Raw genomic sequence first — 23634 nt, forward strand, 5'->3', positions numbered from 1 at the left:
AAGATAAGCAACATAAGGATTTTAAGGAATTTAAGCATTTTAAAATCGACCAACCAGCATAAAAATATTTATTTTAAAAGACCGTATCTTCCCCTCGCCACAAATAAAAGCATTTAATAATGATGACATCACTGAGCACAAGAGCAAGCTAGGCAAGAATCAATCAACGATAAATAGCCGGACAAAGGCTTGCTTTTTTCTCAATAAAAAACTTGTGTAAATTGGAGAATCAAAAATGTCTGTATTTCAACGCATTAAATTCGGCACATCTGTTATATTAACATTGGCAACTGTTGCCGGAACCGCAGCGCCGATGCTGACTCCTGCGCCTGCTTTTGCTCAAACAGCTTTTTCGGATGTTAGTAATAACTATTGGGCGAAAGACTTTATTCAAGATTTGTCAGAAAGAGGAATTATTAAAGGATTTCCCGATCGCACTTTCCGCCCGGATGCACTGGTAACGCGGGCGGAATTCGCGGCAATGATCCGTTCTGTGAAAAAGGCGAAAACTCGCGCTGCTATAGGTTTTGTCGATGTTCCGTCTAATTTTTGGGCGCGGGGGGCGATCGCCGAAGCTTATGAAATGGGATGGATGTCTGGCTACCCCGGCAATGTTTTCAGGCCATCACAGCAGATTCCTCGCGTTCAAGTTGTAGTGGCTTTAAATAACGGGCTGGGTTATGAGCCTGCTTGCAATTTTCAAGATGTTCTCAGCTACTATAATGATGCGGGTGAAATTCAAAGTTATGCTGTGAAAAGTGTGGCTGCTGCTACTGAAAAACAGTTGGTTGTCAGCTATCCCAATCCTAAATCCCTGAAGCCAAACCAGTCAGCCACGCGGGCGGAAGTAGCTGCTTTTATCTATCAAACATTAGTCAGTACCAATCAAGCAAGAGCAATTAATTCTCCTTACATTGCTAAGATTGATATTGGCCAGAGTGTTGCTGTGAAAATCCCCAGCGGGGTGACTATTCCCATCGAGTACGCCAAAGGCAAGATTTTGCTCGCCCCCAATGACAAGTCTCCGATTACGCTGACTGTGGCTGCGGATATCGCAGGGAGTAATGGCAAGGTTATGATACCCGAGGGCTCGAAAATTAGTGGCGAATTGCGATCGACTGCTGAGGGCGTTCAGTTTGTGGCGCAAGAGTTAAGTATCATCAACGGTAGCAGAGTTCCTCTGAATGCTACTTCGCAGGTGATTACTCGCAAAGAAACTGTGACTAAGGGCGTGAATGTTGGTAATCTGATTAAGAACACGGCTTTGGGTGCAGCAGCGGCGGCGGCGATTGCGGGAGTTACGGGCGATCGGGCGATCGCCACTGAAGAGGTACTCGGCGGCGCAGGAGTCGGTACTTTGGTTGGGGTATTTTTGGGTCGAGATAAAGTCGATTTGTATGCTGTTAATCCCGACACCGATTTAGATTTGTTGTTGAATTCTGACTTGGTATTGGGTACTGCAAATACAGGCATTTGTCGCGCTCGATAAAAGGAATTTCCGCAACGAGCAATGTACGGGATGTAACGAACGTAACGGATGTAAGTGATGCAGGCTGAACTCAGAAACCGGGTTTCTTTGGAGATTGATTGTTACTAAACTAACAAACTCGTAGAAACCCGGTTTCTAGCCGAAGAGTGTACAGGCTGAACTCAGAAACCGGGTTTCTTTGGAGATTGATTGTTACTAAACCAAAAAACTCGTAGAAACCCGGTTTCTCGCCCTGGCGCGTCAGCCTTATTTAAATCAAAATTTCTACGAACATCCCAGACTTTCTCGCGTAGAAACTCCCGTCACGGGATTGACACCATCGGCTTTTTCGCACATCATTGTTACTTGATAAGCATCGATAATTGCGTCGGTAAAATCAGCCCCGGAAATGGCTGCATCAAAAAAACGACTTCGAGTCATAATTGCTTCGGTGAAATTAGCATTCGTCAAATTAGCGCCATCAAATGTAATTCTATCGGCTAAAGCACCGGACAGATTTGCACCTGACAAGTTAGCCTTCCACAAAACTCCCTTAGTCAAAATCGCATTGGTTAAATCAGCGCCTTGAAAGTTGGTTCCCCGCATCTCGGCGGCGACGAATGTTCCGCCCGCTAAGTCAGAATTGGAGAAATCGCGATCGGACAAGTTAATATTTGTGTAATTAATATTTTTTTTTGGTAGCGCAAATGCCGGAGTAGCACTCAGCATTACCCACCCAAAGGCTAACACTACACTTATAATTAGGCTCAGTAAAATTCGGAATAGACTTTTCATGATGATGAGAATAGGGAATAGGGAATGGGGAATGGGGAATTGGGAATTGGGAATTGGGAATGGGGAATTGGGAATGGGGAATTGGGCATTGGGCATTGGGCATTGGGAAGAAGGGAAAACAGGGCATTGCAAGCAACTAATAACCAATAACCAATAACCAATAACCAATAACTAATAACCAATAACTAATAACTAATAACTAATTAAATCGCTTTACCAAATCTTCGCCGACGCGAAGTGTCAAGTCAGATTCAATTTCACCAGTAGAAGATGCTTCTATTTTACCATAGCCTAAAGTTTTTTGCAGAAGATTTGCTGCTTCTAAATCGCCTTGCTGTACAATAATTTGACTTTGACGTTGCTTGTCGGGCCAATCTTTGACTACAGATACGTTAGAAAAGCCCTTTTTTCTGAGAAATTCAGCGACGGTTTTGGCGGTTTTTGGGTTGCTAGAAGCATTTTGGACGGCGATTTTGAGGCTGCTGGGTGAAACCGGCTGGCTGGGATTGGCGGTTCGCCCTTGGGCAAAATCCGCTGCGCCTTGTTTGAAATATTGTGTCATAATGCGATCGCGCCCAGCAACATCGACAATCCAATAACTCCTCAAATCCCCTTGTGATGAGCTAGAGCGTCCCGGTAACATCACCATTTTAAAATTATCTCGCTCCAATTGCAAACCGAAATTTGCGATCGTCAATATTTCCTCAAAATTTAGGTTTGTATCTACATATTTTTGCATCAATCGCACAATTTGTGGCAATCGCACCAATACTGATGGACTTGCGAGGCGGTTGCGAATAGCTTGAATTAAAGATTGCTGTCGCCCAATTCGGCCGATATCTCCCAAACCGTCGTTGCGAAATCGAGCCAATTGTTCTGCTTCTTCTCCGTTGAGATTTTGCCATCCCTGTGCTAAATTTATGCTTAACTTTTGGGCTTTATCTGTATAGGACATCGCCCGAGGTACAAATACCTCAACTCCGTCCAACAAATCGACTAATTCCCGAAACGCAACGCTGCTGACTCGCACGTATCTTTCAATTGTTGCATTGTTGGCGATAGTGCTCACCAATCGCGCCGCCAAAACTGCTCCTCCTCTGGCATTTGCTTCGTTAATTTTGCTGAAGCTAATTCCGGGAATTTCGACTTTTGTATCTCGCGGAATTGAAAGCAAACTAATAGATTTCTCTCTAGGATCGAGGTGGAATAAGAGTATTGTATCGCTGCGGCCGTTAAAAATCTTGCGGGAATTGGGGACAGATCCGGGTACGCGGTCAATTCCCAGGATTAAGATATTAACAGGCCGCGAGAGGCGGTATCCAGAGCGGTTGGATGATATATAGTTAAAGCCTGTAGCGTCTAGGACTTTGCTAATCATTTGCGGTTCCACGGGTGCTAAGAGGGCGGTAATTGCCCCGAGTCCTGCGGAGATGGCTGCTGTGACAATTAGCACAAATAGCCCAAATATACATAGTGCTAATTTGAGCTTTTGTCTAGATTTGCGATCGGCTGGTTTAACAAAGTTTCTCTTAAAGATTGACAAGTTTTTCATTGACTTGCTCTTGATTATTACATTTTTTCAGCTTTGCAATAAAACTTGGGCGGTGCTTCTAGAAAGTATTTAAACAAAGCCGGACAAAGCCAGCCTTCGAGATTTTCGGCTTCCCACCGATACCAGTTTCCGCCGTATTCTGTTTTAAACCAAGCCATTTCTGCTTGATATCCGGGAAATGGATTGGCTGAAAATAATAGTCGGAAACCTTGAGCGGCGTTGGGAATGTCTGCGACAAGTACGTTAATCATTTCGGGGACGCCCTGAACAAATGGTTCTCGGACAAGTCCGGCTCGCTCGTCGTCAAAAACCCAGGTGTACTGTTCGCGATAGGGGAAAATTACCATCATGGCATTTGACATCGTATTCTCCTCTTTTTATTTTGTTTTTTGGGGATATAAATACAAGTCTTGATACATTATATTCGGTGCAGCGGAAGTTGTGTAAAATCCGATTTTCGTACCGTGTTTTAATGCTAATTTAAAATAAATTGCTACAATTCTTAATCTTGTACCAATTATTAAAACTCGCAGTTCTGTGAACTAGACGGTATTGTCGTATCCCTACAGATGCTCGCATACTATTTATAATATTTTGCCAGTTTTTTTAGGATTCGTATTAGTTGCTTAATTTTAGATAGTGAATATTTTAAATATAATTTTTTGCAATATTTATTTTGATATAGTGGCTCTCAGAAAGATAAGGTACGTTGTTGGGCTTCAGCCCTCTTACCGTAGATTGTAGACCAATACGGTTCATTTAAGAATAGTCAGGCTGCTAAAAGATGCTTGTATTTCCTGTAAATTCGTGAGATTAAACTCATTTGAAAGCTTTAATCCAAGCGTATTTAGGTATATTTGGTAAAAGCTGTTGTTGGGTAAGTTGGTAGATCACAAATCTTCGGAGGGTCCAAGCCCAACAACGTACCTTTTTTTTTGAGGATTACTATAGTTAAGGTTTAGGTTTTTTGGGAATCTCCCGCTGAATTTCCTGTTAGCTCAGCTAGCGCTTTCGCTAAATATTCATACTGTGGCAAGGTATTGTAAAATTGAGCTGAAATCCTCACCAGCCGCTTGCTAGAATCTGGCCAAGGAATAACCGGCACTTCTATTTTAAAAATCTGCCACAGCACCTCTTGCAATGGTGGAATTCCACCCGTTGCAGCGGCGTCAGGCTGTTCGTCGGCTAGTGGTATAACAGCCATAGAACCTACCATTTCATCGGGACAAGGCAGCGGCAAATCTAATTTATCTGCTAATATTTGTCTCCCAGCCAATGCTAAATCATGATTCTTTGCCATCAATTCCGGCCAGCCGCCACTCAACAAAGAACCCATGAAATCAATGGCTACAGGTACGCACAAATAGGGACTTGGATCGACTGTTCCCATCCAGTCAAATTCTAGTTGAAAGCGTGATTTGTCGGCGCGCGGTGAGTTGGCGCCGTGACTGATGGTAGTTGGCCGAATGCTATCTTGTTTGTCTCGCCTCACGTACAGAAAAGCTGCACCTTTCGGCGCGCACAGCCATTTGTGGCAATTTCCTGTGTAGTAAGCGGCGCCGATTTCTTCTAAATTCAGTGCTACCATTCCCGGTGCGTGAGCTCCGTCTACTAATACATCTACGCCGCGATTAGCTAATTCGCCGACTAACTGTTTGATGGGAAAAATTAAACCTGTTTGGCTGACAATGTGGTCTAATAAGGCTAATTTTGTTTGCGGGGAAACGCACTTAATTATTGCTTCAATAATTTGTTCTGGCGATTCAATGGGAAATGGTATTTCTGCTACTATTACTTTGGCGCCTGTGCGCTCTGCGATAAAATCTAGTGTGTTGCGACAGGCGTTGTATTCCTGATTTGTGGTTAGCAATTCGTCGCCCGGACTAAAATAGAGCGATCGCAAAACGGCATTGACTCCAGTGGTAGCATTCGGCACAAAGGCTAATTCTTCTTCGCCTGCACCAATAAAGGTGGCTAACTGATTTCTGGCGTTATCTAACAGCGGCTCAAATTCCCGCATTAAAAAGCGCAATGGTTCTCTTTCCAGTTGTTCTCGAAAACTGGTTTGCGCTTCCAGTACGGGAATCGGACAGGCTCCAAAGGAACCGTGGTTGAGGAATGTGATTTCGCGATCGAGTAACCAATATTCGTTAATCATTAGTTATTAGTCATTAGTTATTAGTGCGAGCGTCCCCGCTCGCGAACCCTATTAGTCATTAGTCTGTCAACTGTCAACTGTCAACCATTTTACCTTTTAATTGCTCAAATTCTTCTAGTGTATTGCAATTCGATAGCATGACTGCTTCTCGTTCCCCTACGGGTAGAGGGATTACTTGGATTTGATTTAACCACTGTTGAAATGAATGTCCCCCTTTGTCAATAAAACTTTGCAAGCTGGACAGAGATTGTTTGCGGTAGAAACCGCATAATGGCTCCCAGCGCGAATTTTGATAGGGGACAACTGCTAAGGTAGATGGGGGAAACTCTGTTAACTTACTCGCCCAATTATCAATGATTCGGGAATCTAATAAGGGCAAATCGCAAGCTAATAGCAAAATCCAGTCGGCAGAAATGTCCGTCAGTCCTTGAGTTAATGCCACTAAGGGGCCGGAACCCGGATTGTACTCTACCAGAAATTGGGATTTTTGGGTTGGGGTCGATCGATAGCGATCGGGCCAAGCTGTCAAAACATACACTTGTGGCGTTACAACTGCTGCAACCTCACACGCCCGCTGCAACAGGCTTTTACCCTCAATTTCTAGGAGAGATTTATCCGTACCCATCCGCGAACTTTGACCGCCTGCGAGCACAATTACTGCTATTTTATGGTTAATCATTGGGCATTGGGCATTGGGCATTGGGCATTGGGCATTGGGCATTGGTCATTAGTTAACGGTTAACTGTCAACTGTCAACTGTCAACTGTCAACTGTCAACTGTCAACTGTCATTAGCACTCAACCTGATTGATTCTCAATTCAAAGCACTAACGGCTTTGCTAACTTCCTCAAGTTTTTGCACTACTTGACCGCTGCTTAATAAGGTTTCTGCCTCAATCAAACCAGAGTCCATATCCAAACAAATTCCGCTGCGCCACAGATAAAATCCGCCGTTCCAGATAGCAGATTGCATCATTTCTGAGTGTTTTCCTAACAAAACTTCCTGCATTTGTTTGAATAACTCAGATGCTGATTCAAAGGCGGGATTTGTACTGCTAAAACCGTAATCTCCGTGGGCTAAAAGCACTCGCTCGAACTCGGCGCCCGGTTTAGCAATGCCGATAATTGCAGTTCGATCGCGCGGCAAGTCGCAACTGCCCTCCAATCCTTTGACTGTGGTATAATTTTTGACTCCCCGCAACTCAAAGGCTGCTTGAAACATACCCTCTGTAGGCGGGTGCACGTAGCCTGAGATGACGTTAACGTCGCCGGCGCAGGGACACCACATCAATTCCATTGTCGAAAAAGGCGGCCGTTTGCCGATTTCGCGGCGGTAGGGCACTAAACTCGCGGCTTGAGGAAAATGCTTGGGAAGGTAAACAAAACCTAAACCCGTACTGTTAAAAACTTGCTGGACTTTTTCTAAACGGAGTTTTCTCCAGTCAACTCCTAAACCGCGCCAAATTTCGATTAGGGGAATGCCTTCTTTGGTTGGCATTGTCTCCCCTCCGTGCATGACGGTTGGGACGCCAGAGGCGGCTAATATTAGGGCGGTTATTGGGCTAATTGGAGCGGTGCGCGATCGCCCGTCGTAGGCTACGCCAAACACGGCGACGCTAGAAACGGCAAATCCTTTTTCTCGGTTGGGAGGGGCAAGCATCGGCCCCAATTCTTCGTAAGCATCCAGCATTCCGGCTAATTCTTCGCCGGTGGGCCGTTTGATGCGATGGGAAATCATGAAAGCTCCGATTTGAGTCGGTGTTGCTTCTCCTAGCAGCATCATTCGCGTGGCTGCTGCTGATTGCGATCGAGTTAAGTTTTCTCCTGTGTGTACTCCACTGCCAATTTTTCGTAGCAATTCTCTAAATGCGTCACTCATAATTATTGAAGTTGGTCATTGGGCATTGGGCATCGGGCATTGGGCATTGGGCATTGGGCATTGGTTATTGGTTATTCGTTATTGGTTATTCGTTATTCGTTATTGGTTATTCGTTATTGGTTATTCGTAACGCCATAAAATCTCAAATTTCAAATCTCAATTATAAACAGGTATTAATTTCCGGATTTTACTACTTTGATGACATCACATGGTGGTACAAGTTCCCGTACCAGATTCCAGAAATGGGCGATCGGCGGAATTTGCATTCGATCGTGAGTTGTTACCAACACCACTTCGCGAGTCCAAGTCGGATCGATCGCCGATTGTCCGTTAGCGAAGCCCTCGAAGAGGATCGCCGAAACCTTGGAATTTGGGCGCTCAAGAGCGATCGATCGAATTGCTAAAGTGCGATCGGCCTTAGCGTCTAGCAAAGCTGAATGCGGCAGCAAAGCAATCAATTCTCCCTGGCGCACCACGCCTCGAAAAGCATCGAGAGTGTTGAGTTCCAAAACAGCATGAAGTTTAGCACCGATGCGTCCGAATTGCTCTTGTACCATGCGCTGCATTCCGTACCCGTCCTTAAACACCACTTGCGGGTAACAAATCAATTCCGGCCAAGGTACTCGATCGTACTGGGCCAGGGGATGACTCGCGGCCATTAATACCTCGATCGGCTCATTGTAGAGCACCTCAACCAACATTTCCGGGGCTTGAGTAAAATAGCGGTTGTTCATCACCACCGCGATGTCCACCAAACCGTCTTTGAGAACTTTCAAAGCTCGATCGCTTCCTAGGGATGTCACGCGCAACTGCACCTCAGGATAGCTGCGACAAAACCTTTGCAGCACAGGCGGTAAATAAGCAGCGCAAACCGAGTGAATCGCAGCCACGCAAAGTTCCGGCTGTTTTCCCGCCAGCAAGTCTCCCAATTCGACCGCAGCATTTCGCCAACTCTGACAGATTTTGCGAGCGTGAGGTAACAGGCGTTCCCCTCCCACTGTCAGCTTGGCGTGGGCGGTGCGGTGAAACAGCGACAAACCCACTTCCGCTTCAAGTCCCTGCACTTGACGGCTAATAGTCGATTGGGTGACGCCGCACTTCCGGGCTGCTTGCTGAAAGCTACCGGTTTCAGCAACTGAAAGAAATGCTTGAAGCTGCTCTAAGCGCATGGATGTTTAATTCGAGATGGTTTGAGAACTTTGACTGGGAGATCGTCAGAGACATTAGAGACCTTAACCGATTTAGTAGAATAATTTAGTACGTCTTGATACAGGTGCAGATTAGTTTGGATTCTGGTTCTAGAGGCGCGGATGCTTGGCTCTACAAATTAATTTGCTCGGTCAGGATTTATTAGGCTAAATTAGACTTAGACTATTCCATTCTCTGAGATTAAATGGGAGCATCTCTGTTTTGCAAGAAGCATTTTTTAAAGAGCGGACTGAAGTCCGTACTACGAACCTTTTTTGAACTCCCGACAGCACTGCATTTTTTAAAGAGCGGACTGAAGTCCGTACTACGAAACTTTTTTTAGCTCCCGACAGCACTGTAAATGCAAAACTGAGATGCTCCCAATTAAATCCATTATATGACTGGAAAACTTGATTGATAAAACGATTTAATTCAGCAAAGTTGAGCGTTCGATGTTTTTAAGTTTGTAACTCAACAGATTTAATGAATTGCACTGTCATAGGGGTTTCCTCAATCACTCTAGCTAACTTGTTTGTATGTAAGATTAAAAGTTAAAAGCTAGCATTTTAGATCGTACATCTTTCAAGATTATAGTACCTGGCTCTCCCTATTACTGTCAATAAATGTCCGAATCTTGCCGCCCGTTTGAAACCTCCGATGAACTTTCATCCCTGCCTAAAGTCACTGTTGTTTTCTGTTTTTTTGTGTATAGACTAGGAATTAGCGGGTCAGCAACACAAGTGCAAGTACGATCGATCGCACAGGAAAGGCGAAATGCAGAATTTTCTTAAGATTATGTCATTTAAGCACAATTTTATGCCCCAAGGTGGATGGGAAGAGTGGCAATTGCAGTTAATGGGACTGCACGCGGTGAGCGATTTGTTAATTGCCTTGGCTTATTACTCAATTCCAGCGATGCTGATCTACTTTGCCAGGAAGCAGCGGTATGTGCCTGCAAGCAAGGGTTTTATCCTATTGGGACTCGGGTTTTTCTGCGGTGGGACAACTCACCTGATGCAAGTTTCGATGCTGGTTCATCCCAGCTACGCGCTGTCAAGTTTGCTCGCCGCCGTTACCGCTATCATTTCTGTGTGGGCTGTGGCCCAATTGATGCCCTCGCTTTCTCAAGTGTTGGCGGTGACGCGGGCGACACAATTAGCAGCAAATACAGCGCTGGAAAGTCAAAAGGCCGATCGACCGCAAGCTGGCTGTACCATTGAAAATCCCGTCCCATCCCCCAGCAGCGAACTCGGGCCAATTAACCAGCAATTGCTCCTAGAAATAGCGCAGTCGGAGGGAGTCCAACAACTCCTGCTGGAAATTGCCAACAAGCTGCAAGCAAGCGAAGAACGCTTTCGCGCTTTTCAGGAATTATCTCTAGACGGATTTAACGTGTTTCGCAGCATTCGTGACGGCTCTAAAATTGTCGATTTTGAATGGGAATACGTCAATCCCGCTGCGGCAAAAATTCAGCAAAGCACTCCTGAAGAAATGGTCGGAAAGCGATTGCTGCAAGTCCTGCCCGGTCATCAAGATAGCGGTTTGTTCGATCGTTACGTGCAAGTTGTAGAAACAGGAATTCCCCTCAATACTGAGATTTCTTACAACAGCGAAGGTATTGTCGGCTGGTTTCGGATTGTGACCGTTAAATTGGGCGACGGCATGGCTATTTCTTTTAGCGATATTACTGACCGCAAGCAAGTAGAAGCATCCCTGCGCGACGCCCTGCAAAAACTCACTTCTCATTTTGAAAATACGCCCCTAGCTGTGATTGAGTGGGATGAAAATTTTCGCCTCAGTGGGTGGTCTCCGGCTGCTGAAAAGATTTTTGGGTGGAAGGCAACAGAAGTTTTAGGCAAGCATTTTAGCGAATGGAACTTTATTTTTGACGGCGATGTGAAAGATGTACAAGCGGCAATTGAGAGTTTGAAAAACCAACACGAACGGTGCAATGTCGTTCGCAACAGCAATTATGATAAGTCGGGTTCTTTGGTGCATTGCGAGTGGCACAATTCGGCTTTTTACAGCGATTCTGGACAGTTGATCTCGATGCTGTCTCTGGTTTTGGACGTGACGGAACGCTTTAAGTTTATGGAAGTGCTGCGACAGTCAGAAGAGCGGTTTCGGATTGCGGCAGAAAGTGCTAGCGATTTAATTTACGAATGGGATATCGAGACCGGTATCGTGCTGTGGTTTGGTCGTGTAGATGAAATTTTGGGGTACGAAAAAGGCAGATTTCCGAGGACGAGAGCAGCTTGGAACAGTATTTTAAATTCGGAAGACCGATCGCAAATCGAGGCCGCAGTCGATCGATATTTGAGCGCGCCAGACAATTGGACTGCCCCATTTTTTCAGGAATACCGCGTGCAATGCTCCGGTGGTGGCTTGCTCCACTGGATCGATCGGGGCAAAGTAGTTCTTGACAAACAAGGCCATCCGTGGAAATGGATCGGCGTGATTAGCGACATCAGCGATCGCAAAGAGGCCGAAGAACAGCGAAATCAGGCTTGGGCGCGGGAACAAACCGCCCGCCGCGCAGCCGAAGCCAGCGAACAGTTGTACCGCATTCTCGCTGAAACTATCCCCCAAATAGTTTGGACTGCTTGGCCTGACGGCTGGATCGACTACTACAACCAACGCTGGTTTGAATACACCGGTTTGACCCTAGAAAAAACTCAAGGCTGGGGGTGGCAGCCAGTGGTGCATCCAGATGACTTGAAAAATTCCCTGGAACGCTGGAATGAGTCGGTGCAGATGGGGGAGACCTACGAGGTGGAATACCGCTTGAAACGGGCATCTGACGGGGTTTACCGCTGGCATCTGGGTCGCGCCATGCCAGTACGGGACGCTGACGGAAACATCCTCAAGTGGTTCGGGACTTCTACTGATATTGACGATCGCCAGCGATCGGCCCAAACAGCGGATTTGCGCGCCCGAGCTTTGGCTGTGCTGTCATCGGCTTCTTTGAATTACCAAGAGGCGCTGCAAGATTTGGCAGATTTAGCAGTACCGGGGCTGGGGGATTGGTGCTGCGTGCATTTAATCGAGGCCGACGGCTCGATCGGCTTGCAAGCAGTTGCTCACTCAGATCCGAGCAAAGTCGCTCTGTTGTGGCAAATCAATCGCCGTTTGCCGGTAGACCCCCAGGGACGCCACGGAGTAGCAAAGGTGCTGCGGACTGGAGAATCGAAGCTCTACCCAGAAATACCGCATTGGGCGATCGAGGCGGTGCTGTCGGACAACGAACTGTTGGAAGTGCTGTGCTACCAGAACCCGCTGTCGGCAATCTGCGTGCCGCTGATCGCTCGCGGGCGGACGCTGGGAGCGATTTCGTTGCTGTGCGGAGAGTCCGGCCGCCGCTGCGGCGAGGGCGATTTGATTTTGCTCTCGGATTTGGCGCGGGATGCGGCGGTGGCGATCGATAATGCGCGGCTTTACCGGGAAGCAGCGGAGGCCAACCGGATTAAAGACGAGTTTTTGGCAACGCTTTCTCACGAGTTGCGGACGCCTCTGAATGCAGTTGTCGGCTGGGCCCAGATACTGCGACAGCGCAAGTTGAGTGCCGAAAAAACGGCTGTGGGTTTGGAGACGATCGAGCGAAACGGGCGGTTGCAGACTCAGATGATTGAGGATTTGCTGGACGTTTCCCGGATTGTGAGTGGCAAAGTATGTTTGAAGCTGCGCCCCGTGGATTTGGTGCCGATTGTAGAAACCGCAGTCAAAGCGCTCGCCCCTGATGCTGAAGCTCGGGGAGTTGAATTGGCGACTTTTTATGGCGAAGGGGTGAGCTTGGTGAGGGGCGATGCTACTCGTTTGCAGCAGGTAGTGTGGAATTTGGTCTCGAATGCCATTAAGTTTACGCCACCGTCCGGTAGCGTGGAAATCAGGCTCTCGGAGGAGGGGGAACCGCGATCGGCTGGTAGTGCCATGTTGTCTCCGTCTCCGGTTCACTCTGTGACGATCGCCGTTAGCGATACGGGAATTGGCATCAGCAAGGAGTTTTTGCCGTTTGTGTTCGATCGCTTCCGCCAAGCTGACAGCAGTCATACACGCAATTACGGCGGGCTGGGAATCGGATTGGCGATCGTCCGCCATCTCGTGGAACTCCACGGCGGCACTGTCTGGGCCCAAAGTCCCGGCCTGGGACTCGGCTCGACTTTCGGGGTGCGATTGCCTATTGAAAAGAGGTAAAGAAGACAGAAGAAGACAGACGGCGGTTGAAACCGCGCCTAAACAGACAAAACCCGCCTCCGCGGGTTAAAGAGTGTCCGGTTGAAATTACCTTATCCTCTTCAGTCCGCGGAGGCGGACATCGTTTGTGTAGTCGCGAATTCTATTCGCCGTCTTTTCTTAATTCTGCTATTGCATCCTAATTCTCTTGCCATTCTTGCAGGGCGATCGCAATTCCCTGTTTTAATCTGGGTTCGAGACTTGGACGATCGACTAAACTTGCTAATTGCTGCCGAACCTCTCCCCCACCCAGCCGTTTGAGTGCTGATAAACTATGCAGTCTGACGCTGTTATCGGCATCTGCCAACAGTTGAATCAACACATCTACCGCTCTGATATCTCCTAATTGTCCTAACGCTAAAGCCAAAGATTGTTTGATTTGGGAAGACTGCACGGCGGGATGATTGCCCTCTAGCAAATCGATCGCAATTTCAGCAGCTTTGGTTTTTAATTCCGGCTTTTCCACTCGCCCCAAAACAGTGACAATCTCTTGACAAACAGCAGGATTCTTGTTTTGAATTAATCGGTGTTCATCGATAATTGGAATTGCAGAATTACTTGTCAATACCTCGCCTTCTAAATCAGCAGCCGATCGCCAGATCAGCGCTTTTTGCAAATATTCTAAACCGGCAGCGGTTTCACTCCAGCCGAGGGCACGCACAGTTTCGATTTGCAATTCAAGGGGAGTTGCGGGCGATCGCAACAATTCAAATAAAGCCGCCGCCGCAGCATCGGTTTTCAGTCGCCCAATTGCGATCGCCGCCTCCTGACAAACTTCTAAACGGATATCCCAAAGCAAAGGTTTGAGCAACTTAACTAAATCTAATTCTGCATCTAAATAGGCGCGCACCCCAAGAGCCCGCACCGCTTCCTTTCTGACTGCTGTCGCCGGATCTTTGAGTGCACCTACCAGTACCGACGGAATCCGAGAGTCGTGAAAACTACTCAACGCCTCAATAGCGCAAGCACGCACCGCAACTTGAGAATCCGTGACTACACTCAACAGCGGTGGGATAATTTCGGGGCGCCGAATTTGGGCGAGGGCTGCTGTAGCAAACTGTCGCGAGTCTGCTTGTTGTAGGAGAGTTGTCAGGGATTCGATCGCACTCGTGCCGAAATTTCCTAGAGTTTCCGCCGCAATTTGGCTCAATTCTTCATCAGAATTTTCGATTAATTTTACTAAAGCTTGCATCACTTCCGGGCGATTGCCTTTGGGATAGCTAGGCTTCACGAACTTTCCGAGGATGCGGGCGGCAAACCACCGGGGCTCTGTATCTGCATCTTCGTCTTCAAGCAAGGCGATTAAAGGTGCGATCGCGCCATTTCCCAGATTGGGCAATACCTTAGCAATTTCCCAGCGGTCTTGAAAATCCCCCCATTTTAAGGCTGCGATTGCTAAACTGACAGCCTTTTCTAAAATATGTTCTTCCGGCTGCTGACTACCGTTTGCTGTCAATTGCTGCAAGCATTCAACTAAAAGAGGCCAGTTTTGGCGATCGGCAGCCACTTGGGCTTCTTCTAAAATATTAGACATAAATTTAATTTAGCTTCAAGAAGGTAGATGACAGCTAGCGCAGAATGCCAGAGACTTTTCAGCAATCTTTTGCTAAAATTATCAATCATTTAAGATTAATGTCAATCCATCACCATGGGTAAAATGTAATTAAAGCATTAAATTCATGCACTTAAGTCATCCACCTGTGAAATTCTTAATTTGAAAAACCAAAATCGCAGTTTAGCACAGCTTTTAGACAACCAAGATAAAAACAACCACACCCAACCATGACATAATTCCCATTCCCAATTCCCAATTCCCAATTCCCAATTCCCAATTATTCATGAAAAAAGCTCTCCTTTTAGTAAACCAGCACTCCCGCAAAGGGCAAAATTTATTATCTCAAGCCACTGTAAAATTACAAGCACTTGGTTTTGATTTAATTGTCGAATCTACAAACCACGCAAATGAAATTTCCGAAACAATTCGGCACTACCAACATCAAGTCGAATTAGTAATAATCGGCGGAGGCGACGGCACACTCAACTGCGCCATAGAAGGTTTGATCGACACTAAATTACCCTTAGGTATTTTGCCCATGGGAACTGCTAACGATTTAGCCCGCACTCTCGAAATTCCAACAGATTTATCCGCAGCTTGTCAAGTAATTGCCAGCGGTAAAATTCGGCTCATAGACTTAGGTTGGGTGAACGGCCAGCATTTTTTTAATGTAGCTAGTTTAGGATTGAGCGTGCAAATTACCCAGAGACTTACTAAAGACGTGAAACAGCGCTGGGGAGTTTTAGCTTATGCTTTTACCGCCTTACAAACAATCTGGGAATCGCGACCATTTAGAGCCGAAATTAAAGTAAACAACCAATCTTTTCATGTGAAAACCATTCAAATTGCGATCGGCAACGGTCGCTATTACGGCGGCGGCATGACAGTTGCCGAAGATGCCACCATCGACGACAGGCGGCTGGATTTGTATAGTTTAGAGACAAAAAATTGGTGGGAAATCATTGCTTTGCTGCCAGCGATGAGGCAAGGAAATCATAACAGTTGGCCCAACGTTCGCGCCTTGCACGCTCAAGAAATTGAGATCAATACTAGCAAGCGCCGTCCGATTAATACCGACGGTGAAATTACCACTCAAACGCCTGCAAAATTCCGAGTGATTCCCCAAGCTTTGGCCGTTATCGCTCCTGCATAACTGATAACTCATATATCAGTAACGGGCAAGATGCCCGTTCCACAAAAGATTAATTTAATACCAATTTTTCAGAAGAATGCAACAGTATTCTTGTCCCCCCCCTTAGCAAGGGGGGGCTAGGGGGGGGTCAAAGAGTGTTGCACAATTTTAGATAATTGGTATAACTTCCAGGCTAAGCGCCCGGTAATATCATATCCGCTCGATTACCATAGTAAAAAAGGTTCGTAGTGAGGACTTTATTCCTTAATAGAAGAAGGACTAAAGTCCTCACTACAAACCCAGTTTTATTGTCATCAGACAAATTAGGTACGTAGTTGCGCTTCAGCGCTCTTTCCTAATATTATAAAGAGCGCTGAAGCGCAACTACGTACCTTCGCCCAAAGGAAAGTGCTTACTACGAATAAAAATACTGAGAATTAATAATCGCCTCCAGCGCCGTATTTCCAGGCTTCAACTAATCGGTGAAAATAGTATTGCTGTTGGGTTCCTAAATTTTTTACCTGCGGTTCTACCGCTTTCCCTAAAGGCTGTAATCCTGTATAAATCCCTAAATTCACATAATGAACCATCCAATCGAGCAAATTAGCTATCCCCACCTGCGGGATAATTTTCATCACCAATCCCGGATGGCTGATTGCTGTTTTAAACAAAGTTTGCGACAAAGCCGGAAACAGCACGATATCCTGAAGAAACGGCTTGAGCACTGGTTCTCCCAATTCTTCCATTATCCCAAATACAGCAGCCAAAAGTTGATTGATTTGATTGGGGTCTATTTTCTGATTGATCGCAGCACTCATCGAACGCTGAAACAACCAAGTAACTGATAGATTTGGTTGATACGGTTGCAAAAGTGCCAGGGAATTTTTGTCTAGACTTTCGCTGGTTAAAGCTTCGTCAATTCCGAGAGTCAAGCGTTTGAGGTGGCGCACCATTGCCCCGAAACCGCCGAAGCTGAGGGGCGATTGGCTGCCGCTGCTGTCTCCGACTGGAAGTATCCGATTCCAAGGCATTTTTAGAGGGCTTTGGCGGTAGCAGGGAAAGAATCCGTAGAGTGCTCTTTGGAATTTTAACTGTTCGAGTTCGACGTTTTGATATTCGGGAAGCAAGCGCAAATAGTCTTCAAATAATGTTTCTAAACTAAATCTTTTTGTGTCGGCGTCTATATAGGTAAATAAGTAAGTCGTGCGCCCGTCTCTGGCGGGAAATGCTTCCCAAAAATATTGGCACTGATTTTGCATTGGGGTGAAGGATGCAAATATATCGCCAGTGTCATTTTTGGGGTATCCTTGGGCACAACTGCCGACTACTAAACATACGGCGTCGGGTTTTTTGCCTTGTCTTGCCTGACGGACAATGGGCGAAAAATATCCCATTGCGTCTAATAATAATCTGGTTGTAAATGAAGTGTTGACATTTGGTGAATCGGTATTTTCTGATTCTACTATAACTCCGTTGGGGTGAATTGTTGCTGTTTTAAATGGTGTATTTTCAAATAGTTTTCCTCCGAAATGGAGAAATTTATGTTTGAGGGTTTCGAGGAGGTAAATAGGGTCGATGCCGATGTTGAGTACGTCGCGAATCCAGATGTCAGGGGTGTTGGTAAAGCTGATGCGGGCTGGGTTGTATTCGGTGGCAATTGCTTTGTCTATTTCTTCAACTGAAAGCAAGTTTAGTTCTAAGAATGCGTCTAATTCTTTGCGTGAAATGTTCCATTCTTGTTCGCGCCCTCGCAGGATGCCGCGTTCGAGTAAGGCTACTCGCCAACCGCGTACTGCTAAGGCTGTACCGATTAATATTCCTAGGGTTCCGCCGCTGATAACTATGTCGAAGTCGAGGGTTTCTAGGGGTTGTTGGCTGTGTTTGACGGCTGCGGGTGTTGGGGCGGTGTTTTGTTTGAGGTTTTCCCAGAGTCGATCGACCTTTCGCAGGCCTCCAAGGGCGTCTCCCGGCACTTGGGAGAGAATTTTTTCGGTGAGGGACATCGGGTTTTAATATTTAATAGCGGTTAATTTTATATAATTTAGCTTAGAATCTGGTCTGCATTTAAATTTAAGTTTTGGGCGGGTTCTCCGGCCCACCCCACAAGAGTTCCCGAGGGAGCATCTCAGTTTTGCATTTACAGTGCGAGCGTCCCCGCTCGCGTGCGTATAAAAGCACGCGAGCGGGGACGCTCGCACTGTGAAGAAAAAATGCTTCTTGCAAAACTGAGATGCTCCCGTTCCCGATCGGTAGGGTGCGTCAATCGATTTTAGATTTTAGATTTTAGAGGCGACCCACGGATAAATTCGGGGGCTTGATGATTTTCGATTTGGGATTGATTCCACGGATAAATCACGTGGCGGGTACCACCTGTGAAATTCTTGGTCAGCTAGGATGATTTTGGCGACAAACCAACCATCTCAGACTGAGGTAAGCTGTTGCGGCATTTAAACTGTATGTCAAGAAATAATCTAAGTCTTGTGGGATGGGCTTCTAGCCCGTCCCGAATATGCAATGTTTATTTGCACGACAGCTTATCCCCGGAATCAATGGTGCGTCAGCATGAGACTTTCTGTGGTGATTGAAAATGTCACACCTGACGCACCATACTATTTGTTATATGATTTAATCAGGTGCGCTTAATTCTTGAACTCGCAGTCGATCGCACAAAATTCGCTCGCACACAATAGCACCCGTCTCCGCACTCCTGCAAACTTCTAACTGAGCTTCCGGGAGCGCTTCAAACAAAAAACGTTCTCCCGGAAACACCGTCCGCTCAAAATACCAATTCGGAATATTTGTAATCCGAGCAATTTGCATTTGGCTAGTAGTATTGAGATACCAACACAAAATACGCGCATCACGTTCCGAAATTACCTGAGTAAGTGTCATATTCATGTTTTTAACTTGTTTGTGAAATTGTGCAAGGTATCTGTCACCAGCCTCAGTCTAATATATATCCGCTCGCCTGTCAAAATCAAATTTTCCCGACATTCTTTAGATTAATTAATAATTAATTAATAAATGTCCCTGAGGAAATAGTGGCGCCTTCCACCTGTTCCCAAGAAGGTGCAAAAGGTGGCAGTGCTAAAGTGCAAGATTTCCATCCTCCTCGCACTGGTGCGCCTAACAATTGACAGTGACCCACGGCACCTCTTTGCATCTTGTAGTGACCGCAAAATTTACACTTAGAAGTTTGATTGCAGCCGCGATCGCTAATTACCCGATTGGGATTGCTGTGAATGTTGTGGCGTTCGAGAGTCAGGGTTTCCATCAAGATCTTTTTTAAATCGTCACTCTCAAGTATGACAGCCGGATTTCAGTCGTCGCGTCTATCTCAAGGCTTAGTTCGTTACTTAAGTTTTATTAAGGATCGATATAAAACACATTATTTTTGACATTATAAACCCAGGGAGCAATTTAATTTTCTGATTGTCGAATTGCTGGGTGTGGCTGGACGGGCGATCGCCTTAGCGCTGTGTATACTTCCTCAGACATAAGCTAATTGTCCTCTCCTAACTTGCTGAACAAGTCGGCTAAAATTGTATTAGAAAACAAAAAACCTTCGGGATCGCTCAATCTCAAATTTCCCGAAAGTGGCAGTTTTTCACCTTCGGCTAAAGTGGCGATCGCCCCAGCATTCACAATTTCCACCAATCCCTGTCGCCAGTAGGGCTGCAAGCAATGCCAAATTTTATCAACCGTTTGCTGAGTAAACTTTTCAGTCAGCGCCGACAGGCTAACCCCTTCTGCCAAACGCAAACCTAGCATCAGCGTTTCTAACAAAACGTCATTGTCTGAGACTTGAAAATTGGGTTCAATTGCTGGGTGAATATCGGTCTGGGTCTCCCCCCCCAGTTGGGCGGTAGCAGCAGAAGTTGTCTCGGAAAGATTTCGCACCCACTGATAATATTCTTGAGTTTTGCGAGGCCTTGTCAACCTCCGGCCTTCCACATAACTCGCCGCCCCCATCCCCAAGCCGTAATAAGGGCGATTTTCCCAATAAACGCGGTTGTGCTGACACTGATAGCCTGGCCTAGCATAATTGGAAATTTCGTAATGTTCGTAGCCAGCATCAGTCAGAATTTCCTGCGCTAAACGGTACATTTGAGCAGCAGTTTCATCGGCTGGTAGCGGCTGGGAACCTGCTTCAAAATATCGCCCGAAAGCTGTTAAGGGCTCAACAATTAAGTCATAACTCGACAGGTGAGTCGGGCTAATTGCTACCGCTGATTTTAGGGAAGCTTCCCATTGTTCTAAGGTTTGGTGCGGCAGTCCAGAAATGAGGTCTAAACTGAAATTGACAATCCCAGCCGATCGCACTATTTCTACTGCTTCCAAAATTTCTGCCACCGAGTGCGATCGCCCGCAAGCTTGCAGCAATTCATCCTGAAAAGCTTGCACTCCCAAACTAACTCGATTTACTCCCGCTGCGGCATATCCCCGCAACTGTTCTAAAGTAAATGTTCCAGGGTCAATTTCTATTGAAATTTCTGCCCCAGCAGCAATGCCAAATTTGCCGTCGATAGTTTCTAAAATATGGCTCAATTGACTGACAGAAAGCAGCGAAGGCGTGCCACCACCAAAAAAAACTGTCTTTAGAGATGTACCTAAATTTGGAGTTTCTGCAATTTCTTGACACAGTACGGCAACGTATTGGACAATTGTGCCGGAATTTTCGCCATTTTTGCGATCGCCCACCACAAAAACCGGAAAGTCGCAGTAGTAACAGCGGCGGCGACAAAAAGGTACGTGCAGGTAAGCCGAACTGGGAATGCCGGAATTTGCCACCTGCCCACTTTTTGGGAATTCAAATGTTAAATAATCTGTGGTAGGGTTCATTACATTTCCAGCTAAAAGTGCAACTTCAAATCTAAAGTTTTAATTAAACCGTTATAAATAATTATGTATATTGTGACATTTTCTTAGCAATAACGCACTGCGAACGATCTGCTATTCTAGCTTAATCTCCTAGCGATGGCGATCGGCAGTAATTCCCGAACAGGTTGCAGGGCGGTCTATTCGCACCTCATGTCTGCCCGTGAAGGGGCGCGCTCAATGCCGTGAAGCAGGGGTAGCATATCCCCCTTCACGGTACAGGCGCGAAATATAAGTTCATAAAAATTGGTAAGTAAAGATAGCGATATCCGACCGCAACCACGAAAAAACTATCAGCACTAGAAAGATATAATATAAACACATTCATTAACCTAGAACTAAATGCTAGACGCAATCATAATTATCTCATTCATAATTGCAGGCGGAGGAATCGGCTATTACGGAGTCGAGCTCCTGCCAAACAACCTGCTGGAGCAAGTTACAAATATACAAGGCCTAAGTTCGGTACTGGGCTCGTTTGGAGCATTAATCGGCTTCGTGTTGGGATTAGTCGCTCAAACAACCTACCGGCGGTTAGAAAAGCAAGTCCGGGATATGCCGGTGGAAATGCTGCTGACACGGGCGATCGGCTTAATCATCGGGCTGCTAGTCGCCAACTTAATGCTGGCTCCGCTGTTCCTGCTGCCAATTCCCCGCGAGTTCGGCTTCATCAAACCCCTAGTCGCAGTATTGGGAAGCGTCATGTTCGGCTTCACAGGCGTCAGTTTGACAGACACCCACGGCCGCGCTTTCCTGCGACTGATCAACCCCAAAAGCTTAGACACCACAGTGTTGATAGGCGAAGGTAATTTCAAGCCAACAAGTGCCAAAGTTGTCGATACAAGCTGCATTATTGACGGCCGGATTGAAAACCTGCTAGAAACAGGCTTCCTCGAAGGTCAAATTATCATCCCGCAATTCGTGCTGCAAGAACTGCAACTGGTAGCTGATTCCGCTAACGATCAAAAGCGAGTGCGCGGGCGCCGCGGCTTAGATGTACTCAACCGCATCAAAGAAACATATCCAGAACGGATTCAAATTCACTCGGCTGACTACGAAGAGATTGCCACAGTCGATGCTAAATTAGTCCGATTCGCTTTGGATATCGACGGCATTTTGCTCACCAACGATTACAACTTGTCGAAAGTAGCTACCGTTCAAAAACTGCCCGTTTTAAATATCAACGATTTGACTCATGCAGTGCGCCCGACTTATTTGCCGGGAGATACGATCGAACTAAAAATCCGCAAAGAAGGCAAAGAACCGTCTCAGGGAATCGGTTACTTGGATGACGGCACAATGGTTGTCGTAGAAGCAGGTAGCAGCTACGTCGGCGCCGAAGCCCGAGTCGTAGTTACTAGCGCCTTGCAAACTAGCGCGGGCCGCATGATTTTTGCCCGCCCTCAAGAGTCCGTTATTGCTTGAAACTGAGAAACAATGGCCAGAGGAATTAGGGTTAAATATTGCGATCGCTGTTCCCTATCTGCCCCGACTCTCTACCGCGCCCGGTATGACGAGTCGGGGCAGTGGTTTTTTCTCTGTCTTAAATGTTGGGAATCGGTAAGTAAAAACAATCCTTTTTACTTCTACGGCGGCACTTGGAAAGCCAGCAAGAAAAAATCAAGTTTGTAGTGAGGGCTTTAGTCCGCTCTCTGCCGTTTAGTCAATCAGGACTTTAGTCCGAACGATCGAACAATTTTGATGAACTAGAGTAGTATCGCATCTTCATACAAAGCCTCGATCGCACAGCTAAAATTAACGCTCGCCAACTGAACGTCTTGCCCTTCACTGTAAGGATAAAGCACCCACAAACCCTCTGCATTCCGGCGAAAACACTCTACACTAACTCTTTCTTGATTGATTAATACATACTCTTGCAAACTTTCGGAAGTACGGTAATCGGCAAACTTTTCGCCTCTGTCAAAAGCCGCTGTTGTAGGCGATAAAACTTCCACAATTAAGCGCGGGTAGATAATGAAATCTTCAGCAGTATTACTGTCCCGTTCATCGCAAGTCACCGCTACATCGGGATAGTAATAACAATTTGCTGCCTCAATCCGAACTTTTATGTTTGCCATGTAAGGTATACAGCCACTTCCCCGAAGATGGTTTCTCAAAAGTACAGATACGTTCCCCATAATAATGACATGAGCTTTGCTTGCCCCTGCTTTTGCATAGACTTTTCCTTGTCTGTACTCGTGTTTGATGGGGCTGACTTTCTCGCCTGCTAAATAGTCTTCGGGGGAGACGTAGGTGTCGCTTTTACTTGCAACCATATAATTTTGAGGTGGGTGAGGATTACACAATTATAGCTCGTCGATGCGCGATCGCTCAGAATACCAGGCGGTTGAAACGGCGTCTGTACAAACTCTCATCCCAACCCAGAGGGGTTGAAGAGCGGTTAAAATTAGCAGAAAGAATTAGTTGAAAGCCTATCCCTTATAAGGAGAAATAAAAAGAAAACTATTTATTACTCCAATCCTCTTCCTTCTAGGTCAACTGATGTCCTAGGTTAACCATTCGACTACGTTCACGGCAAGCTGTCAACTGTCAACTGTAGACAAGATTGCATAAGTCTTCGATCGATCCTGCAACCGCAGATGTCAGACAGATAAACACAGGTAAACGCAGATAATTTCAGGGTGTTTTCCGATTTTTGCAAGAGGTCTTGTCAACTGTCAACTGTCAACTGTCAACTGTCAACTGAGTCCCTCCCTCGGGCATCATTTGACCCTTTGGTGATTTGCACCGCAGTCTGCTCTTTTAAAAATGTCAGAGAACATTCTTATCAAGAATAATA

19 protein-coding genes are annotated in these 23634 nt (G+C 46.2%); 6 read left to right on the forward strand and 13 right to left on the reverse strand.

Features of this window, described 5'->3' with window-relative positions; genetic code table 11:
• Positions 1 to 235 precede the first annotated feature (235 nt).
• Entirely contained in the window at positions 236 to 1489 is a 1254-nt protein-coding gene (locus JGK14_RS16090) for an S-layer homology domain-containing protein (RefSeq protein ID WP_293175091.1), read from the forward strand.
• 264 nt (positions 1490 to 1753) lie between these two features.
• On the opposite strand, the gene JGK14_RS16095 is transcribed toward JGK14_RS16090, so the two are convergent.
• Positions 1754 to 2263, reverse strand: a complete 510-nt coding sequence (locus JGK14_RS16095; protein ID WP_293175093.1) for a pentapeptide repeat-containing protein — start codon at positions 2261 to 2263, stop codon at positions 1754 to 1756.
• A gap of 24 nt (positions 2264 to 2287) precedes the next feature.
• Between JGK14_RS16095 and JGK14_RS16100 the strand changes: the two genes are divergently transcribed.
• Positions 2288 to 2413: a hypothetical protein gene (locus tag JGK14_RS16100; protein ID WP_293313760.1), complete on the forward strand. Its 126-nt coding sequence runs from the start codon at positions 2288 to 2290 to the stop codon at positions 2411 to 2413.
• A 49-nt stretch (positions 2414 to 2462) separates the two neighbouring features.
• Here JGK14_RS16100 and JGK14_RS16105 read toward each other — a convergent pair whose 3' ends face one another.
• From JGK14_RS16105 to JGK14_RS16130, 6 genes are all read right to left on the reverse strand, one after another.
• Entirely contained in the window at positions 2463 to 3815 is a 1353-nt protein-coding gene (locus JGK14_RS16105) for an LCP family protein (RefSeq protein WP_293219615.1), read from the reverse strand.
• A gap of 17 nt (positions 3816 to 3832) precedes the next feature.
• Positions 3833 to 4177 carry a DUF6717 family protein gene (locus JGK14_RS16110; protein WP_293175099.1) on the reverse strand — a complete coding sequence of 115 codons (345 nt, stop codon included), beginning with the start codon at positions 4175 to 4177 and terminating at the stop codon, positions 3833 to 3835.
• Between the two features lie 596 nt (positions 4178 to 4773).
• Entirely contained in the window at positions 4774 to 5973 is a 1200-nt protein-coding gene (locus tag JGK14_RS16115; protein WP_293175101.1) for an aminotransferase class V-fold PLP-dependent enzyme, read from the reverse strand.
• A gap of 73 nt (positions 5974 to 6046) precedes the next feature.
• Positions 6047 to 6652, reverse strand: a complete 606-nt coding sequence (locus JGK14_RS16120) for a molybdenum cofactor guanylyltransferase (RefSeq protein WP_293175103.1) — start codon at positions 6650 to 6652, stop codon at positions 6047 to 6049.
• Between the two features lie 134 nt (positions 6653 to 6786).
• Positions 6787 to 7851, reverse strand: a complete 1065-nt coding sequence (locus JGK14_RS16125; protein WP_293175105.1) for an anthranilate phosphoribosyltransferase family protein — start codon at positions 7849 to 7851, stop codon at positions 6787 to 6789.
• 173 nt (positions 7852 to 8024) lie between these two features.
• The gene (locus JGK14_RS16130) at positions 8025 to 9020 is read right to left on the reverse strand and encodes a LysR family transcriptional regulator (protein ID WP_293175107.1); all 996 of its coding nucleotides are present in this window, start codon (positions 9018 to 9020) and stop codon (positions 8025 to 8027) included.
• An 814-nt stretch (positions 9021 to 9834) separates the two neighbouring features.
• Between JGK14_RS16130 and JGK14_RS16135 the strand changes: the two genes are divergently transcribed.
• Complete coding sequence (locus JGK14_RS16135; protein ID WP_293206281.1) at positions 9835 to 13230, forward strand: sensor histidine kinase; 3396 nt, start codon at positions 9835 to 9837, stop codon at positions 13228 to 13230.
• 178 nt (positions 13231 to 13408) lie between these two features.
• Here JGK14_RS16135 and JGK14_RS16140 read toward each other — a convergent pair whose 3' ends face one another.
• Positions 13409 to 14803 (reverse strand): HEAT repeat domain-containing protein, encoded by a 1395-nt coding sequence (locus JGK14_RS16140; RefSeq protein ID WP_293226312.1) that lies wholly within the window; start codon positions 14801 to 14803, stop codon positions 13409 to 13411.
• 304 nt (positions 14804 to 15107) lie between these two features.
• On the opposite strand from JGK14_RS16140, the gene JGK14_RS16145 reads away from it, so the two are divergent.
• Positions 15108 to 15977: a lipid kinase gene (locus JGK14_RS16145; protein ID WP_293175113.1), complete on the forward strand. Its 870-nt coding sequence runs from the start codon at positions 15108 to 15110 to the stop codon at positions 15975 to 15977.
• Between the two features lie 416 nt (positions 15978 to 16393).
• Here the strand turns inward: JGK14_RS16145 and JGK14_RS16150 are convergent, their stop codons facing one another.
• The 4 genes from JGK14_RS16150 to hemW all read right to left on the reverse strand — a co-directional run bounded on the left by JGK14_RS16150 (position 16394) and on the right by hemW (position 20798).
• On the reverse strand, positions 16394 to 17959 hold the full coding sequence (locus JGK14_RS16150; protein WP_293175115.1) for an FAD-binding oxidoreductase: 1566 nt from the start codon (positions 17957 to 17959) through the stop codon (positions 16394 to 16396).
• Positions 17960 to 18581: 622 nt separating this feature from the next.
• The gene (locus JGK14_RS16155; protein WP_325315270.1) at positions 18582 to 18854 is read right to left on the reverse strand and encodes a DUF1830 domain-containing protein; all 273 of its coding nucleotides are present in this window, start codon (positions 18852 to 18854) and stop codon (positions 18582 to 18584) included.
• 115 nt (positions 18855 to 18969) lie between these two features.
• Complete coding sequence (locus JGK14_RS16160) at positions 18970 to 19230, reverse strand: hypothetical protein (RefSeq protein WP_293175119.1); 261 nt, start codon at positions 19228 to 19230, stop codon at positions 18970 to 18972.
• Positions 19231 to 19457: 227 nt separating this feature from the next.
• Positions 19458 to 20798: a radical SAM family heme chaperone HemW gene (hemW, locus tag JGK14_RS16165; protein ID WP_293191823.1), complete on the reverse strand. Its 1341-nt coding sequence runs from the start codon at positions 20796 to 20798 to the stop codon at positions 19458 to 19460.
• A gap of 378 nt (positions 20799 to 21176) precedes the next feature.
• Here hemW and JGK14_RS16170 point away from each other — a divergent pair, with 378 nt between their 5' ends.
• Entirely contained in the window at positions 21177 to 22259 is a 1083-nt protein-coding gene (locus tag JGK14_RS16170; protein WP_293175123.1) for a PIN/TRAM domain-containing protein, read from the forward strand.
• A 12-nt stretch (positions 22260 to 22271) separates the two neighbouring features.
• On the forward strand, positions 22272 to 22466 hold the full coding sequence (locus tag JGK14_RS16175; protein ID WP_293191826.1) for a hypothetical protein: 195 nt from the start codon (positions 22272 to 22274) through the stop codon (positions 22464 to 22466).
• Between the two features lie 74 nt (positions 22467 to 22540).
• Here the strand turns inward: JGK14_RS16175 and JGK14_RS16180 are convergent, their stop codons facing one another.
• Positions 22541 to 23110 (reverse strand): Uma2 family endonuclease, encoded by a 570-nt coding sequence (locus JGK14_RS16180; RefSeq protein ID WP_293191829.1) that lies wholly within the window; start codon positions 23108 to 23110, stop codon positions 22541 to 22543.
• Positions 23111 to 23634 lie beyond the last annotated feature (524 nt).

This window comes from Microcoleus sp. PH2017_28_MFU_U_A (assembly GCF_020738035.1).
Classification (GTDB): domain Bacteria; phylum Cyanobacteriota; class Cyanobacteriia; order Cyanobacteriales; family Microcoleaceae; genus Microcoleus.

Coding starts and splice junctions, on each gene's coding strand:
- JGK14_RS16140 (WP_293226312.1), bottom strand. CDS start 14,803: ATGTCTAATATTTTAGAAGAAGCCCAAGTGGCTGCCGATCGCCAAAAC.
- hemW (WP_293191823.1), bottom strand. CDS start 20,798: ATGAACCCTACCACAGATTATTTAACATTTGAATTCCCAAAAAGTGGG.
- JGK14_RS16175 (WP_293191826.1), top strand. CDS start 22,272: ATGGCCAGAGGAATTAGGGTTAAATATTGCGATCGCTGTTCCCTATCT.
- JGK14_RS16090 (WP_293175091.1), top strand. CDS start 236: ATGTCTGTATTTCAACGCATTAAATTCGGCACATCTGTTATATTAACA.
- JGK14_RS16120 (WP_293175103.1), bottom strand. CDS start 6,652: ATGATTAACCATAAAATAGCAGTAATTGTGCTCGCAGGCGGTCAAAGT.
- JGK14_RS16125 (WP_293175105.1), bottom strand. CDS start 7,851: ATGAGTGACGCATTTAGAGAATTGCTACGAAAAATTGGCAGTGGAGTA.
- JGK14_RS16155 (WP_325315270.1), bottom strand. CDS start 18,854: ATGAATATGACACTTACTCAGGTAATTTCGGAACGTGATGCGCGTATT.
- JGK14_RS16180 (WP_293191829.1), bottom strand. CDS start 23,110: ATGGTTGCAAGTAAAAGCGACACCTACGTCTCCCCCGAAGACTATTTA.
- JGK14_RS16170 (WP_293175123.1), top strand. CDS start 21,177: ATGCTAGACGCAATCATAATTATCTCATTCATAATTGCAGGCGGAGGA.
- JGK14_RS16100 (WP_293313760.1), top strand. CDS start 2,288: ATGGGGAATGGGGAATTGGGAATTGGGAATTGGGAATGGGGAATTGGG.
- JGK14_RS16115 (WP_293175101.1), bottom strand. CDS start 5,973: ATGATTAACGAATATTGGTTACTCGATCGCGAAATCACATTCCTCAAC.
- JGK14_RS16160 (WP_293175119.1), bottom strand. CDS start 19,230: ATGGAAACCCTGACTCTCGAACGCCACAACATTCACAGCAATCCCAAT.
- JGK14_RS16095 (WP_293175093.1), bottom strand. CDS start 2,263: ATGAAAAGTCTATTCCGAATTTTACTGAGCCTAATTATAAGTGTAGTG.
- JGK14_RS16105 (WP_293219615.1), bottom strand. CDS start 3,815: ATGAAAAACTTGTCAATCTTTAAGAGAAACTTTGTTAAACCAGCCGAT.
- JGK14_RS16150 (WP_293175115.1), bottom strand. CDS start 17,959: ATGTCCCTCACCGAAAAAATTCTCTCCCAAGTGCCGGGAGACGCCCTT.
- JGK14_RS16130 (WP_293175107.1), bottom strand. CDS start 9,020: ATGCGCTTAGAGCAGCTTCAAGCATTTCTTTCAGTTGCTGAAACCGGT.
- JGK14_RS16145 (WP_293175113.1), top strand. CDS start 15,108: ATGAAAAAAGCTCTCCTTTTAGTAAACCAGCACTCCCGCAAAGGGCAA.
- JGK14_RS16135 (WP_293206281.1), top strand. CDS start 9,835: ATGTCATTTAAGCACAATTTTATGCCCCAAGGTGGATGGGAAGAGTGG.
- JGK14_RS16110 (WP_293175099.1), bottom strand. CDS start 4,177: ATGTCAAATGCCATGATGGTAATTTTCCCCTATCGCGAACAGTACACC.